The sequence below is a fragment of the Ruegeria sp. CDSA241 genome, from assembly GCF_059611265.1.
This window is the reverse complement of record NZ_JBXWPF010000008.1, coordinates 59,474-72,837: the sequence shown is the minus strand read 5'-3', so window position 1 is coordinate 72,837 and position 13,364 is coordinate 59,474. Positions and strand designations below refer to the sequence as shown.

Annotated in this window: 15 protein-coding genes; 9 read left to right on the top strand and 6 right to left on the bottom strand. The window is 57.7% G+C overall.

The features are described from left to right. The first annotated feature begins 17 nt into the window (after window positions 1-17). The 3 genes from AC2FJV_RS09185 to AC2FJV_RS09175 all read left to right on the top strand — a co-directional run bounded on the left by AC2FJV_RS09185 (window position 18) and on the right by AC2FJV_RS09175 (window position 1,532). Window positions 18-317 carry a GNAT family N-acetyltransferase gene (locus tag AC2FJV_RS09185; protein WP_496713545.1) on the top strand — a complete coding sequence of 100 codons (300 nt, stop codon included), beginning with the start codon at window positions 18-20 and terminating at the stop codon, window positions 315-317. Window positions 318-453: 136 nt separating this feature from the next. Then, window positions 454-777, top strand: coding sequence for a 2Fe-2S iron-sulfur cluster-binding protein (locus AC2FJV_RS09180; protein ID WP_496713476.1), 324 nt, complete (start codon window positions 454-456; stop codon window positions 775-777). Next, window positions 777-1,532 (top strand): FG-GAP repeat domain-containing protein, encoded by a 756-nt coding sequence (locus AC2FJV_RS09175; RefSeq protein WP_496713474.1) that lies wholly within the window; start codon window positions 777-779, stop codon window positions 1,530-1,532. The genes AC2FJV_RS09180 and AC2FJV_RS09175 overlap by 1 nt, the downstream gene beginning before the upstream one ends. 86 nt (window positions 1,533-1,618) lie before the next feature. Here the strand turns inward: AC2FJV_RS09175 and purD are convergent, their stop codons facing one another. Then, on the bottom strand, window positions 1,619-2,881 hold the full coding sequence (gene purD, locus AC2FJV_RS09170; protein WP_496713472.1) for a phosphoribosylamine--glycine ligase: 1,263 nt from the start codon (window positions 2,879-2,881) through the stop codon (window positions 1,619-1,621). A gap of 75 nt (window positions 2,882-2,956) precedes the next feature. Between purD and xseA the strand changes: the two genes are divergently transcribed. Continuing rightward, entirely contained in the window at window positions 2,957-4,450 is a 1,494-nt protein-coding gene (xseA, locus tag AC2FJV_RS09165; RefSeq protein WP_496713471.1) for an exodeoxyribonuclease VII large subunit, read from the top strand. Between the two features lie 12 nt (window positions 4,451-4,462). On the opposite strand, the gene AC2FJV_RS09160 is transcribed toward xseA, so the two are convergent. Continuing rightward, on the bottom strand, window positions 4,463-4,858 hold the full coding sequence (locus tag AC2FJV_RS09160) for a hypothetical protein (RefSeq protein ID WP_496687511.1): 396 nt from the start codon (window positions 4,856-4,858) through the stop codon (window positions 4,463-4,465). Window positions 4,859-4,991: 133 nt separating this feature from the next. Here AC2FJV_RS09160 and AC2FJV_RS09155 point away from each other — a divergent pair, with 133 nt between their 5' ends. From AC2FJV_RS09155 to AC2FJV_RS09135, 5 genes are all read left to right on the top strand, one after another. Continuing rightward, window positions 4,992-5,630: a lysoplasmalogenase family protein gene (locus AC2FJV_RS09155; RefSeq protein ID WP_281972305.1), complete on the top strand. Its 639-nt coding sequence runs from the start codon at window positions 4,992-4,994 to the stop codon at window positions 5,628-5,630. A gap of 58 nt (window positions 5,631-5,688) precedes the next feature. Then, the gene (gene ftsY, locus AC2FJV_RS09150; RefSeq protein WP_496713469.1) at window positions 5,689-6,807 is read left to right on the top strand and encodes a signal recognition particle-docking protein FtsY; all 1,119 of its coding nucleotides are present in this window, start codon (window positions 5,689-5,691) and stop codon (window positions 6,805-6,807) included. A gap of 86 nt (window positions 6,808-6,893) precedes the next feature. Further along, complete coding sequence (locus tag AC2FJV_RS09145) at window positions 6,894-7,796, top strand: EamA family transporter (protein ID WP_271946361.1); 903 nt, start codon at window positions 6,894-6,896, stop codon at window positions 7,794-7,796. Window positions 7,797-7,813: 17 nt separating this feature from the next. Further along, window positions 7,814-8,419, top strand: a complete 606-nt coding sequence (locus AC2FJV_RS09140; protein WP_142634562.1) for an inner membrane-spanning protein YciB — start codon at window positions 7,814-7,816, stop codon at window positions 8,417-8,419. A gap of 142 nt (window positions 8,420-8,561) precedes the next feature. After that, window positions 8,562-9,230, top strand: coding sequence for a Crp/Fnr family transcriptional regulator (locus AC2FJV_RS09135; RefSeq protein ID WP_142634564.1), 669 nt, complete (start codon window positions 8,562-8,564; stop codon window positions 9,228-9,230). 216 nt (window positions 9,231-9,446) lie between these two features. On the opposite strand, the gene AC2FJV_RS09130 is transcribed toward AC2FJV_RS09135, so the two are convergent. The 4 genes from AC2FJV_RS09130 to hflK all read right to left on the bottom strand — a co-directional run bounded on the left by AC2FJV_RS09130 (window position 9,447) and on the right by hflK (window position 13,300). Beyond that, window positions 9,447-10,883 carry a Do family serine endopeptidase gene (locus AC2FJV_RS09130; RefSeq protein WP_246097166.1) on the bottom strand — a complete coding sequence of 479 codons (1,437 nt, stop codon included), beginning with the start codon at window positions 10,881-10,883 and terminating at the stop codon, window positions 9,447-9,449. 184 nt (window positions 10,884-11,067) lie between these two features. Beyond that, a complete protein-coding gene (locus tag AC2FJV_RS09125; RefSeq protein WP_142634568.1) occupies window positions 11,068-11,262 on the bottom strand; it encodes a DUF2065 domain-containing protein in 195 nt (64 codons plus the stop codon). Continuing rightward, entirely contained in the window at window positions 11,262-12,158 is an 897-nt protein-coding gene (hflC, locus tag AC2FJV_RS09120) for a protease modulator HflC (protein WP_496713466.1), read from the bottom strand. Before hflC ends, AC2FJV_RS09125 begins: the two co-directional genes overlap by 1 nt. Beyond that, a complete protein-coding gene (hflK, locus tag AC2FJV_RS09115) occupies window positions 12,158-13,300 on the bottom strand; it encodes an FtsH protease activity modulator HflK (protein ID WP_142634572.1) in 1,143 nt (380 codons plus the stop codon). The genes hflC and hflK overlap by 1 nt, the downstream gene beginning before the upstream one ends. Window positions 13,301-13,364: the final 64 nt, after the last annotated feature.

Here is a 13,364-nt window from a genome sequence, read left to right as displayed (position 1 = left end):
AATCTGCCTTGCATTGGATGGATCGGTTGTTTCCCGCCCCGCGTCAAAACTCTTACTACATTCTCGAATTCGCTGTGAACCCAGACATGCAGGGTACAGGCATTGCCAGCCAACTCTTTGCAATAGCAACGAAACGGGCTTTGGCGGGTGGGTGCAATCAAATATGCCTTGATGTAGCTGCCAACAATGAAGCCGTTAGTTTTTATGAACATATTGGATTTAGCGTCGAAATTGAATCGCGCGTGCCCGTTTTGGACGACGAGCATGGAATAGGAATGCACCTGCACATGGTTCTAGAGATCGGTCAAAGCGACTGACATCGGTGCAGGCTCGATTGCAATATTGTCGATAAGAATATTCAGCCGCGACCGTTCATGTCGCAATTCCCACTGGAAACAGGCAACGCCCTTCACTAAGGAAGAAATCGACAATCGAAAAAGGAAGACGCACGCAATGGCAAAGATCACCTATGTCGAGCATGGCGGTACCGAGCACACTGTCGAGGTCGCCAACGGACTAACCGTCATGGAAGGAGCCCGTGACAACAACATTCCCGGCATCGAAGCGGATTGCGGCGGCGCCTGTGCCTGTTCGACCTGCCATGTCTATATCCACCCCGACTGGGTTGAGAAAATTCCCGGCAAGGATGACATGGAAGAAGACATGCTGGACTTTGCCTATGAGCCCGACCCTGCCCGTTCGCGCCTGACCTGCCAGATCAAAGTCACAGAAGAGATGGATGGCCTGATCGTTCAGATGCCGGAAAAACAGATCTGATGCCCTGCAAAGCGCCGCGCCTACCCTACCGAACTTGGCAGGGTCAGGCCCGCGGCGCAGCGCTGACGTTGTGCTTCTGGCTGACCGGCCATGTCCCGCTGGCACTGGCAGAGACCGTCCCAGCCGCTCGTTTCACCGAGCCGACTACACGTTACGCCCACGGAGTTCTGGGTGATAACATCGAATATGGCGCGTTGGAGCTGACTATCCAAAGCGGAAATGTGACCATCCGTCTTCCATCTGATCGCGTATTTGAAGATCTCGCTCCACGGCTTGTGGACGTGGATCAGGATGGGACCCCCGAGGCCATTGTCGTTGAATCTCAGGACCAAGCGGGCGCTCAGTTGGCCATCTATGATGCCAGAGGCGATAAAATCGCCGCAACTCCGCATATCGGTACCAGCTTTCGATGGCTTGCTCCGGTCGGGGCGGCGGATCTGGATGGGGATGGCAATATCGAAATCGCCTATGTCGACCGCCCTCATCTGGCCAAGACATTGCGCATTTGGCGCTTTGTCGACGGAGAATTAATCCAGATTGCCGCCCTACCAAGGCTGACAAATCATCGGATCGGCGAAGATTTCATCACAGGGGGTCTGCGCGACTGTGGCAATGGCCCGGAACTGGTTGTCGCGTCTGCGGACTGGCGCGAAATTGTCAGCATCCGCTTTGACAATGGCTGGGTGCAGCATCTGGTCGCCCCCTTTAGCCCGAAAGCAATGACCTCTGCGCTTAACTGCGTACCCTCGCCCTGACTGCAGCCCGCGTCAGAGGGCTGCCCGGCCCAAGCCCATTGACGCTGCATCTCTGATGCAGTGGCTGGGCGCGGGAGCCGTCGCGATTACAGCGCCCGCCATCCGATATCCCGGCGAAAGAACCCCTCTGGCCAGTTGATCCCGTCGATCAGCTCATAGGCGCGGTCACGCGCTTCCTGCAGGTTCTGGCCGCGTGCGGTGACATTCAATACCCGGCCACCACTAGAGACGATCTGACCGTCGGATTCTTTGGTTCCTGCGTGAAACACCATATTACCGCTATCTTCAGATACGTCATCCAGCCCTTTAATCACGCTGCCTTTTTGGTAGGCGCCCGGATAACCATTTGCGGCCATGACTACCGTCAAGGCGTGATCATCCGCCCAGTTTACACGCGCCTCGGCCAACCGGCCTTCTGCTGCGGCGTGCATCAGGTCCATCGCCTGCGCGCCCAGGCGCATCATCAGCACCTGACATTCCGGGTCGCCGAAACGCACGTTATATTCAACCAACCGTGGCTGGCCGTCTTTGATCATCAAACCAACATAAAGAACGCCCTGAAACGGCGTTCCGCGCCGCTTCATCTCTGCCATGGTGGGGCGCACAATCTCGTTCATCGCGCGCTCTTCGATTACAGCGCTTAACACAGTAGCCGGAGAATACGCGCCCATGCCGCCGGTGTTCAGACCGGTATCGCCCTCGCCTACCCGTTTATGGTCTTGCGCCGTGCCAATGGACAGGATGCTTTCCCCGTCGCACAGCACGAACAGAGATGCCTCTTCACCTTCCATGAACTCTTCGACCACAACTTCGGCACCGGCACCACCAAAGGCTCCGCCAAACATGTCATCGATCGCATCCAAGGCCGTCGCTTCGTCCATCGCAACGATCACACCCTTGCCCGCGGCCAAGCCATCAGCCTTGACGACGATAGGTGCGCCCTGCTTTTTGATATAGGCTTTGGCTGGCTCGGCCTCGATAAACCGGGCGTATCCTGCGGTTGGAGCATTGGCGGCGTCGCAGATCTCTTTAGTAAAGCTCTTGGACGCCTCGAGACGTGCAGCCGCGGCCGAGGGGCCAAAAACCAGGACACCAGCCTCGCGCAAACGATCCGCAACCCCCGCAGCCAATGGCGCCTCGGGGCCGACGATCACAAAGTCGATCGCGTTCTCATCCGCAAATCTGACCACCTCACCGCCATTTTCGATGTCCAGTGCCGCACATTCGGCGATCCGGGCAATCCCAGCATTGCCCGGAGCCACGATCAGGCGGTCACATTTCGGGTTTTGCATCACCGCCCAGGCCAGGCTGTGTTCGCGCCCACCACTGCCGAGAATGAGGATGTTCATGACTGCTCTCCGATCTGCTTGGCCTCGCCTTCCGCGCGTTCTAAGCTGGCCGAGCATTTGACACAAGGCGCTGAAATGTCCGACCTGCTTGACGACCCCATTCCCGGCCAAAATACCCCTGAATACACTGTTTCCGACATCTCGGGCGAGGTGAAGCGGACGCTGGAAGGCAGTTTCGGCCGAATCCGTGTTCGGGGTGAAGTCGGTCGCGTGTTCAAAGCCAGATCTGGTCATCTGTACTATGACATCAAGGACGACAAGAACGTACTGGCCTGCACCACTTGGAAAGGCCAGGTTGCTGCCCTGTCCGTGGTTCCCGAGGAAGGTCTGGAAGTGGTCGTCACAGGCCGTCTGACCGCTTTTGGAGCGCAGTCCAAATACAATCTGAACGTGGATGAGGTTTCGGTGGCCGGACAGGGTGCCCTGATGGCCCTGCTTGAAAAGCGAAAGAAACAGTTGGAATCCGAGGGCCTGTTCGCACCCGAGCGTAAAAAGCCTCTGCCCTATCTTCCTCAGATCATCGGCGTGGTGACTTCACCCTCGGGCGCGGTGATCCGCGATATCCTGCACCGGTTGCGTGACCGGTTTCCGCGCAAAGTGTTGATCTGGCCTGTCGCCGTGCAAGGTTCGAATTGCGCGCCTGAGGTGGCGAACGCGATTACTGGTTTCAACCAACTGACTCCTGGCGGTGCGCTGCCACGACCGGACCTGATCATCGTCGCCCGTGGTGGCGGGTCAATCGAGGACCTCTGGGGGTTCAACGAAGAGATCGTGGCCCGCGCTACGGCGGCATCAGAGATCCCGGTGATCTCGGCCGTTGGGCACGAGACCGACACGACCCTGATTGATTTTGTGTCGGACCGCAGGGCCCCAACCCCCACAGCCGCAGCCGAGCTTGCGGTGCCCGTCCGCATGGAACTTTTGGCCTGGACCGGAGAGCAGGGCGCCCGCCTGTCCCGTGCAGCCACGGACGCTGTGCAAAGACGGTCGCAACGGTTGCGGGATTTATCCCGCGCATTACCACGCCCGGATAGCTTGTTGAACAACCCGCGACAACGCCTTGATTTAATTGCGGACCGACTGACACCAGCACTTGAGCGCGGCGTGCAAAACCGCCGTTTGCAAGTTGTGAAACTGTCCGCCCATCTGCGCCCGTCCACATTACGCTCACTGGTCGGAACCCGACAGGAAACACTGCGCAGCCTTTCGTCGCGCCTGTCTGTCCGGCCGATCCAGCGCGAAATCGACAGCCAACGGCAAAACATCAACCGCCTAGCCGAACGCTTGAGTACAGCGCAAGCCGCGCGTCTGGACCGGATGCGTCAATCCCTGGAAACCGCAGACCGGCTGCGTGAAACGCTCAGCTACAAGGCAACGCTGCAACGTGGATATGCGGTCGTACGCGCCGAAGGACAGGTACTGACAACCCGAAAACAGGCGGCAAATCACCAATCCTTTGACATTGAATTTGCAGATGGCGAATTGAAGACCGGCCCGTCTACCGCGTCACCGTCAACTTCGAAAAAGCCGCCGAAAAAGGATGCGCCGGATCAGGGGTCGTTGTTCTGACCCCTGCACAGGCTAGACACCGACTTCGGGACCGTAACAGACCATCTCGGCGTCTGTGTCTTCGTTCTCATATAGTTCGGTCATCTCAGGATTTCCCTCGAACTGAGCGATCAGACCGCCGCCAGTTTCAGTGAATACCCAGCATTGCGGGTCATGTCGGTCTTCATAGACGAAACAGATCTGTCCTTCCTGCTCGTACCAGAGCCCTTCTTTGCAGTTCCCATCCAGAAAAGACCAAATCACGCGGCGATCCGGCAGATAACGCTCGACCCCATAGATCCTGCCTTCAAAGCCATAGAACAGGGTTTTTCCCAGCGTATAGCGGTCAAATTCCGCGCCGGACAGGGATGTGTCAGCACAAACCGCCGGGGCAGCCAACGACAACAGAATCGCAATTCGTTTCAGCATGGGTTCATTCTGTCAGATGGCAGGCCGCTAGGCCAATTCCCTTTTCATTCCAACCGGGTGCCTTCACGTCACCGATTGAGTTTTGCGGTTATGCGCTGCGAAAGTGTTCGGTACATGCTGCGGAGATAACTCTATGACCAATGCCCTCTTTCTGATTGCGACAGCTTGCGCTCTGGCTTACCTGCCATTGACCTCGCGTGGCGCTGGCGCTGTTCGGTCAATCCTAAAGACCCTATCCGTCGCAGTTCTGGCGGTCATTGCCGCCCAAAGTGGCGCTCCATTTCTGTTGATCCTTGCGCTGGCATTCTGTGCGCTGGGGGACGCCCTTCTGTCCCGGGAAAGTGATGCCACCTTCATGGCCGGGATCGGTGCCTTTGCAACTGGTCATCTGGCCTATATCGGGCTGTTCCTGTCCCATCCGGCCAGCGACGCCGCGCTTATTCTGGAGAAGCCCGGATATTTCTGGTCTTTGATCCTCCTCGGTATTGTCGTTGTCACCCTATTACCGCCGCGTGCCGGAGACCTGAAATGGCCCGTTCTCGGGTATATTCCGATCATTCTGGGCATGGGCATCACGGTCCTGGCCCTGCCCGAAACAGGCGCGCTGCGTTGGGCTTTACCTGCGGCTTTGTCCTTTATCGCGTCCGACCTGATCCTGGCGACTGAGAAGTTTCTTCTGCCAGTGGACCATCCCAGCCGCCGTTTCACCTCCTATCTGGTTTGGGTATTGTATTGGGGGGCGCAAGCCGGTCTTCTGATCGCCTTCCTCTGACCCTTTGCAACTGCTGCAATTCCGCATTAGGTGAGAGGAACACCTGCGGAGACCAAAAATGGCGCTATTCTCAAAGCTCAAGGACAAGCTGTTCAAATCCTCATCCCGCCTTGAACAAGGGTTGGATGCCATCGTTGAAGATGGGGGCGAGGAAACAACTGCACCGGATCCAATCCCGCCAGCGCCAGCGCCGCATTCCGAACCGGCACCCGAAGTCGCGCAACCGGACATGGCACCGGAACAGGCAGTTGCCAAACCGGTGTCCACTACAGCCGAGTCTGCGCCGTCCAAATCCATGCTCGGGCGGCTTTTCGGGCGCGCCGAGACCGAGACAACAGTTCGCCGCACGCTGGATGACGACATGCTGGAACAGCTTGAAGAGCTGTTGATTGCATCCGACATGGGTGTGGACACAGCGCTGCGTGTCACCGCCAATATGGCCGAGGGCCGTTATGGCCGCAAACTTTCGACACAAGAGATCAAGCAGCTTCTGGCGCAGGAAGTCGCCCGGGTTATGGAACCCGTTGCAAAGCCCATGCCGCTCTATTCCAAACGCCCACAGGTGGTACTGGTCGTTGGCGTCAACGGATCGGGCAAGACCACCACGATCGGCAAACTAGCCAGCCAGTTCAGGGCGGCCGGCAAGAACGTAGTGATCGCAGCTGGAGACACCTTCCGCGCAGCCGCCGTTGAACAGCTGCAGGTCTGGGGCGACCGCGCAGGCGTTCCGGTCCTGACAGCCCCCGAAGGCTCGGACCCCGCCTCCCTGGCCTTCGATGCGTTGACCCGCGCACAAGAGGATGGCGCCGATCTGTTGATGATCGACACCGCCGGTCGTCTGCAAAATCGTGCCGACCTGATGGAGGAATTGGCCAAGATCGTCCGGGTGATCCGCAAAGTCGACGAAACCGCACCGCACAATACCCTTTTGGTTTTGGACGCCACCACCGGTCAGAATGCACTCAGTCAGGTCGATACCTTTCAGAAACTGGCCGATGTCTCCGGCCTGGTGATGACCAAGCTGGACGGCACCGCAAAAGGCGGCGTGCTGGTGGCACTGGCCGACAAGTTCGGCCTGCCCATTCACGCAATAGGCGTCGGAGAACAGATCGACGATCTCGCCCCTTTCGATCCCGATGAATTCGCCGCTGCTCTAACCGGCCTCGATCAACGCTGATCCGAACTTCAACTGGCTAAAAATATCTTCGGGGGTGTGGGGGGCAGACAGCTCCCCACCCTCTCCACCCGCGAAAGGTCGATGTCTTGAGCGACTGGCTCATCTCTCTGGAAGGCACGCCCAAGGGCCATGACCTTGCCCTTGGGCTCGCGCTGATGGCCGCCTTCTTGCACGCGGTGTTCGGAGCATTACAAAAGGGCCGTCACGACCCGTGGCTGTCTCGCGGGGCCATAGACGCCAGCTACTGTCTTCTGGCTGCACCTTTCGCGTTTTTTTTAGTGCCCTGGCCCGAACCCTATATGTGGCCAATCTTCGCCACCGTCTGGCTGATCCACATCGCTTACAAGATACTGCAGGCAATGGCCTATACCAAGGGCTCTTACACTGTGGTCTATCCCGTCGTGCGCGGCACCGGGCCGCTGTTCACCGTTTTCGGCGCCTATCTTTTGTTTGGCGAGACCTTCTCTGCCACCCAATGGTTTGGTGTCGCGGTCTTGCTGGCCGGGATATTCGGGCTGGCGGCCTATAATTTGCGGTTTCTTGAAACCAACCGCGAAACGCTTGGGATCGCCCTAGCCTTGGCCCTCGCAACCGGCCTGTTTGTGGCGTTATATACCACCTATGACGCCTATGGCATTCGTGCGACGGCCGATCCGTTCACCTTTCTGGCCTGGTTTTTCATGATCGACGGGGCCGCCATGCCGATCTATGCGTTCTTTCGCTGGCGCGTGATGGCCCATCGCCCGGCCTTGGGACCCTTGGCGCTGCGCGGCATCGCCGGCGGGATCATCGCCCCCCTATCTTTCGGGGCCATCATGCTGGCCACGCGGTTGGACAAGGTCGGCGAAGCCGCCGTTCTGCGGGAAACCTCCACCGTCTTTGCCGCCCTGATCGGCTGGCTGGTTCTGAAAGAAACCGTCGGCCCAAGGCGGATCGCGCTGATGGCATTGATTGCACTCGGCGCCGTAATAGTTGAAATGGGCGGGTAAGCAGCAGGACAAAAGACATGACAGGCAAGACCGACATAAATCCATTTCTGAAACAGGTGCTGGAACTGGGTCCTCCGCTGGCCTTTTTCTTCATCTACCTGCGCTTGCGCGATGACAGCTTTATGATCGGCGGCATCGAGTATTCCGGCTTTATCATTGCCACGATCATTTTTGTGCCGCTGATGCTGGGGGCAATGGGCATCTTGTGGTACCTGACCGGCAAGCTAAGCCGGATGCAGATATTTACAGCTTTCATGGTCATTTTCTTCGGCGGCCTGACCGCCTGGTTCAATGACGAGCGGTTCTTCAAGATGAAAACCACGCTTGTTTATGGCCTGTTTGCTCTGATCCTGGGGATCGGGCTGCTGCAAAAGAAATCCTATCTTGCCTATGTTCTGGACGAGATGCTGCCCATGAAACACGAAGGCTGGATGATCCTGACCCGTCGTCTGTGTGCGTGTTTTGCTGTTCTGGCCGTCGCAAATGAATTCGTGTGGCGCACGATGTCGACTGACCTGTGGGTCAAGATTGAAACCTTCGGATTTCCCATTGCCCTGATGGCGTTCCTGATGCTGCAGTTCAGCCTGTTGCAAAGCTATATGGATGATCCCGATCATCAATGACGGCTAAATCCTCAACCGCCCTTCGGATGACTTTTCCGTGAAGCGCGGGAGGCCATAAAACCTAACAAAATCCTTGGCTAAACGCTTGGGCTATGAAAAGTTGTGTCACCACTCACCTTTTCCCGCCGGAGCACCACACCAAATGACGGCTTTCCCAAATAGTGGCTTTCTATCCGAAGCTTCAGACCGGCTGAGATCAATGCTCTCAGCACAGGCGACAGAGATTTCTCTCGAACCTGGTGATATCCTTTTCGAACAAGGGGATGAAGGGGATGCCCTCTATGCCATTCTTGCCGGCACGCTAGAGGTGTCCTTCTTGGCGATGAGCGGTCGAAAACTCTCGTTGACATTGATGAAGCCTGGCGAGGTCTTTGGTGAAATCGGCTTGTTCGACAATGGCCCCCGCACCGCAACCGTGGCCGCGGCCGAGGCCTCTCGGGTGCTGCGTGTGCGTAGGTCCGATGTCATGAACCAGATCCGCCAACATCCTGACCTTGCGGTGGATATGATCCGACTGGCCGGTTTGCGCATGCGGTGGATGGGGTCGCAACTGAATGAACAGGTCTTTTTGCCGATGCCTATCCGGCTTGCGCGCAAACTGCTGCATCTGTCCAACCTTCAAGACGATCCAACCACTCGCATTACCCTGTCCCAAAGCGAGCTGGCCGAATTCGTTGGTGCCACGCGCGAAGCTGTCTCAAAGACAATTTCAACCTGGAAACGCGACAAGGTTGTCGAAGCTTCGCGGGGCGGCCTGATGATCCATGATTTTGAGGCGCTGCGGGAACTGGCGGATTCCGACCTCATTTGACCTGTTGTGACCTGCTTCACATACGACGGATCGCATTAAGATTACGTTAGGAACTGTTACCGTAGGAGGTCAGAGAATCATCCCCGATATCTGTCCACTGACCTCTCCCTGTACCAGAGCCATACGCCTTCCCCGGCGTGTGGCTCATCTTTTTTCAGCACAGAAAAAAGGCCAGAGCAGGTGCCCCTGGCCTTTCTGTTTGTTCAACCTAAGAGATCACTCTTCAAGGCTCAGCGCGACAAAGCGTGGATCTCCACCGCGCCGCACCAAAAGCAGCAGTGACTTCCGCCCGGCCGTGCGGGCTTCTTCCATTCGGTCCTCGAGATCAGAAATCGCAGTGACCTTCTGCTGGCCAGCCTCGGTGATCAGATCACCGGCGCGCAAACCCTTGGCATAGGCTTCTGACGCCTCGTCCACTTCGGTCACAACCAGCCCCTCGGTATCCGGCTCCAGCCCCAGATCAGCACGCAGGGCTTCAGTCACGGGCGATATCGTCAGCCCCAGAATATCGGCATTTTCCTCAACCGGGGCTTCTTCTGCCTCACCCTCTTCGCTTTCGGCCCGCTCGGCATCTTCGCGGCGGCCCAGAGTCACAAGCACTGTCTGCGTGCTGCCATCCCGATGCACCACCACACGGACCGACTTGCCAACCGTTGTCTCACCAACCTGACGTACTAATCCACGGGTGTCATCGACCTCGACACCATCAAAGCTGAGGATCACATCGCCCGCCAACAGGCCTGCCTCTTTGGCCGGGCCCTCGGGTACATCGCTGATCAGTGCGCCACCCGGCTTGTCCAGGCCCATCGCCTCGGCCATATCCTCGGTCACGTCCTGAATGCGGACACCCAGCCAACCGCGGCGGGTCTCGCCGAACTCGCGCAGTTGGTCGACAACCTTGACCACCACATTCGAGGCCATCGAGAAGCCAATCCCGATCGAACCGCCATTCGGCGACAGGATCGCCGTATTCACGCCGATCACCTCGCCATCCATATTGAACAGCGGCCCGCCCGAGTTCCCCCGGTTAATCGCAGCATCGGTCTGGATATAGTCGTCATAAGATCCGCTGAGCGCGCGGTTCCGCGCCGAGACGATCCCCGCCGAAACCGAAAACCCTTGCCCCAGCGGGTTGCCCATCGCAATCACCCAGTCGCCAACGCGCGCAATGTCACTATCGCCGAACTTGACATATTTCAGCGGCCCGGTGGCTTCGACCTTCAAAAGCGCGATATCGGTTTTTTCATCTGTACCGATCACTTTCGCAGGCAGTTCTTTCTTCGGTTGACCGTCGCCCGGGAAGAATTCGACCAGTATCTCATCAGCCTCGGCAATAACGTGGTTGTTAGTAACGATGAAACCATCCTCGGATATCACAAACCCCGAGCCCAGCGAATTGCTGCGGCGGGGGCGGTTATCTTCATCCCCGTTACGGTCTTGAAACTCGCGAAAGAAATCTTCGAACGGAGAGCCTTCGGGAACGATCCCCTGCGGGCCGGTCTGTCCCTCGATCAGTGTCGAAGTGGTGATGTTGACCACCGCTGGGCTGATCTTATCGGCCAGCGGAGCCAGGCTTTCGCCCCGCGCCTGGGCGGCCACTGACTGCGCCAATACAAGCAGCATCCCGGCAAAGGCCAGCCACATCAACCGCATGAAACCAACAATGTCGTCCCGCCGGACGGATATAATGCGCGCTTGTGACTGCACGTGGGAACTCCTTGTCGTCAACACTATCTGGATCGCCCGCCGGCGGCCCTTCTTGATATCCAATGTAGCTGGTTTGTCCTTGCCCGCAACTGAGGATCGCGGGGAAATCACCATGAAGTGTAGCCGTTGTTCAAAACCCGACCTGATATGCACCCCATAGCAACACGAGACCTCCCACCATACATAACAATCCTGCAAGTCGACGTGCCTGCTCTGGCATCGACCGCAGCGCCTCTAGCATACGTTCAATAAGCGAAGGGGCCAGCGCATAGGCCAGCCCCTCGACAATCAACACCAGCCCAAAGGCCAGAAGGATCATACCCATTATTCAGACGCCTGCCCCACCGATTGGCCCCGGCCGGTGGGTGATTTGAGATAGTTGAAGAACTCGGAATCCGGGCTCAATACCATCGAGCTGTTACCGCCCTGCAATGCATTCTGATAGGCGGTCAGCGAACGATAGAATTCAAAGAATTCCGGGTCCGCACCGTAAGCTTCGGCAAAGATCGCATTGCGTTCGGCGTCAGCCTCACCGCGAATGATCTCAGCCTCACGCCGCGCATCCGACACCAGTTCGACAACGGTCCTGTCGGCCTGGGCACGTACGCGCTGTGCCGCCTCATTACCACGGGCACGTTCGTCTGTAGCTTCCCGCTCCCGCTCGGCCTTCATCCGGTCAAACGTCGCTTCGAGGTTGGCCTGCGGCAGATCGGTCGCTTTCAGGCGCACGTCAATGACGGTCACACCCAGCGCACGTGCCTCGGCAATCGCACTATTGCGGATACGCAGCATCAGCGCAGCCCGGTCCGAGCTCAGGATGTCACGAGACGAAACTGAACCCAGAACTTCGCGGGTTTCAGCGCGCAAGATGCGGTCCAGACGATCCTCGGCAACCGGGATACCACCGACACCAACCGCCTGGCGGAACTGGTTCAGATCGGAAATCCGGTAGCGGGCGAAGGCATCGACGACCAGACGCCGATCATCCAACGGCGTCACTTCAAGCGGTTGAACGTCGATGGACAGGATACGGTCGTCATAACGGACAACTTCCTGAATAAGTGGAATTTTGAACGCCAGACCGGGATCTTCTTTCACCGCGACCACACGGCCGAATTGCAGAACCAGCGCACGCTCGCGTTCATCAACGATAAAGATCGAAGACAGCCCAGCGACGCCAAGGATCACCACAAGGATGAGGATAATGGGTGACTTACGCATCAGTTGCTCTCCCCGGATTGATTGCGGCGCAGTTCGTTCAGCGGCAGATACGGCACAATGCCCTGTCCCTGACCGGCCGAGTTTTCGTCCAGTATGATCTTGTCGACATCACCCAGAATCTGCTCCATCCGCTCCAGATACAAACGTTTGCGCGTTACATCCGGCGCTTTGGAGTATTCTTCCAGAACCGCGCTAAAGCGGCTGGCTTCACCTTGTGCGCTGTTGATCTGCTGGGCGCGATATCCTTCGGCCTCTTCCACAACTTGCGCGGCTTCACCACGTGCTTCGGCCAGTACCTTATTGGCATAGGCGTCGGCGACGTTCTGCAGACGGTCACGTTCTTGTGCGGCGGCCTGAACATCGCGGAAGGCCGCGATTACGTCCTGTGGCGGGTCGGCTTTGTCAAAGTTGACACGCACAATGTTCACGCCGGAATCATAGCTGTCCATCGTCGACTGAATCAATTCCTGCAAGCGATCAGCAATCACACCCCGATCTCGGTTCAGGATCGGTGCCAGCTCGCTTTGTGCAATGATCTCGCGCATGGCCGATTCCGACACGGCGCGGATCGTCTGGCGCGGGTCGCGCAAATTGAACAGATACTTGGCCGGGTCATTGATGTTCCAGACCACCTGATAGTCGATATCGACAACATTTTCGTCGCCGGTCAGCATCAAGCCATCATCGCTACCACGGGCTCCGCCCATGTCTTCGTTCTGCTCGCGGGTCACAGGAATGACCTCGGCAGTTACAAATGGCCAAGGCGCAAAGTTCAGACCGGGATTTCCAACGTTTGAAAATTCACCCAAAAACAGCTCTACTGACTGTTCTTCCGGCTTTACCGTATAAAAGCTGGCCGCCCCCCAAAGGACTGCACCCACCACCAACCCAATGGCAACGGTCCCTTTGGTAAAGATGGGACCACCACCGCCGCCACTGCCCGAACCATTGGTGCCACGACCACCGCCGCCGCCCATCAGGACGCGCAGCTGTTCCTGGCCTTTTTTCATCAGCTCGTCGATCTCGGGAATCTGCGGGCCTTCATTTTCGGGAGGCTTGCGCCCGTCCCCGTTGTCACCCCGATTTCCTCCGCCGCCAGAAGAGCCTCCGCCCCCCCAGGGGCCGCCGCTGTTGCCCGCCATTTTTATCTATTCCCTTGTGTTGAACCGTGTGATCACGGGTTCCCTTGTAACTTGTGTGCGCGCG

What these genes read in the sequence shown, in the direction of transcription:
- AC2FJV_RS09185 (WP_496713545.1), top strand. Translation starts at nt 18, where the DNA reads ATGGATCGGTTGTTTCCCGCCCCGCGTCAAAACTCTTACTACATTCTC.
- AC2FJV_RS09180 (WP_496713476.1), top strand. Translation starts at nt 454, where the DNA reads ATGGCAAAGATCACCTATGTCGAGCATGGCGGTACCGAGCACACTGTC.
- AC2FJV_RS09175 (WP_496713474.1), top strand. Translation starts at nt 777, where the DNA reads ATGCCCTGCAAAGCGCCGCGCCTACCCTACCGAACTTGGCAGGGTCAG.
- purD (WP_496713472.1), bottom strand. Translation starts at nt 2,881, where the DNA reads ATGAACATCCTCATTCTCGGCAGTGGTGGGCGCGAACACAGCCTGGCC.
- xseA (WP_496713471.1), top strand. Translation starts at nt 2,957, where the DNA reads ATGTCCGACCTGCTTGACGACCCCATTCCCGGCCAAAATACCCCTGAA.
- AC2FJV_RS09160 (WP_496687511.1), bottom strand. Translation starts at nt 4,858, where the DNA reads ATGCTGAAACGAATTGCGATTCTGTTGTCGTTGGCTGCCCCGGCGGTT.
- AC2FJV_RS09155 (WP_281972305.1), top strand. Translation starts at nt 4,992, where the DNA reads ATGACCAATGCCCTCTTTCTGATTGCGACAGCTTGCGCTCTGGCTTAC.
- ftsY (WP_496713469.1), top strand. Translation starts at nt 5,689, where the DNA reads ATGGCGCTATTCTCAAAGCTCAAGGACAAGCTGTTCAAATCCTCATCC.
- AC2FJV_RS09140 (WP_142634562.1), top strand. Translation starts at nt 7,814, where the DNA reads ATGACAGGCAAGACCGACATAAATCCATTTCTGAAACAGGTGCTGGAA.
- AC2FJV_RS09135 (WP_142634564.1), top strand. Translation starts at nt 8,562, where the DNA reads ATGACGGCTTTCCCAAATAGTGGCTTTCTATCCGAAGCTTCAGACCGG.
- AC2FJV_RS09130 (WP_246097166.1), bottom strand. Translation starts at nt 10,883, where the DNA reads ATGCGGTTGATGTGGCTGGCCTTTGCCGGGATGCTGCTTGTATTGGCG.
- AC2FJV_RS09125 (WP_142634568.1), bottom strand. Translation starts at nt 11,262, where the DNA reads ATGGGTATGATCCTTCTGGCCTTTGGGCTGGTGTTGATTGTCGAGGGG.
- hflC (WP_496713466.1), bottom strand. Translation starts at nt 12,158, where the DNA reads ATGCGTAAGTCACCCATTATCCTCATCCTTGTGGTGATCCTTGGCGTC.
- hflK (WP_142634572.1), bottom strand. Translation starts at nt 13,300, where the DNA reads ATGGCGGGCAACAGCGGCGGCCCCTGGGGGGGCGGAGGCTCTTCTGGC.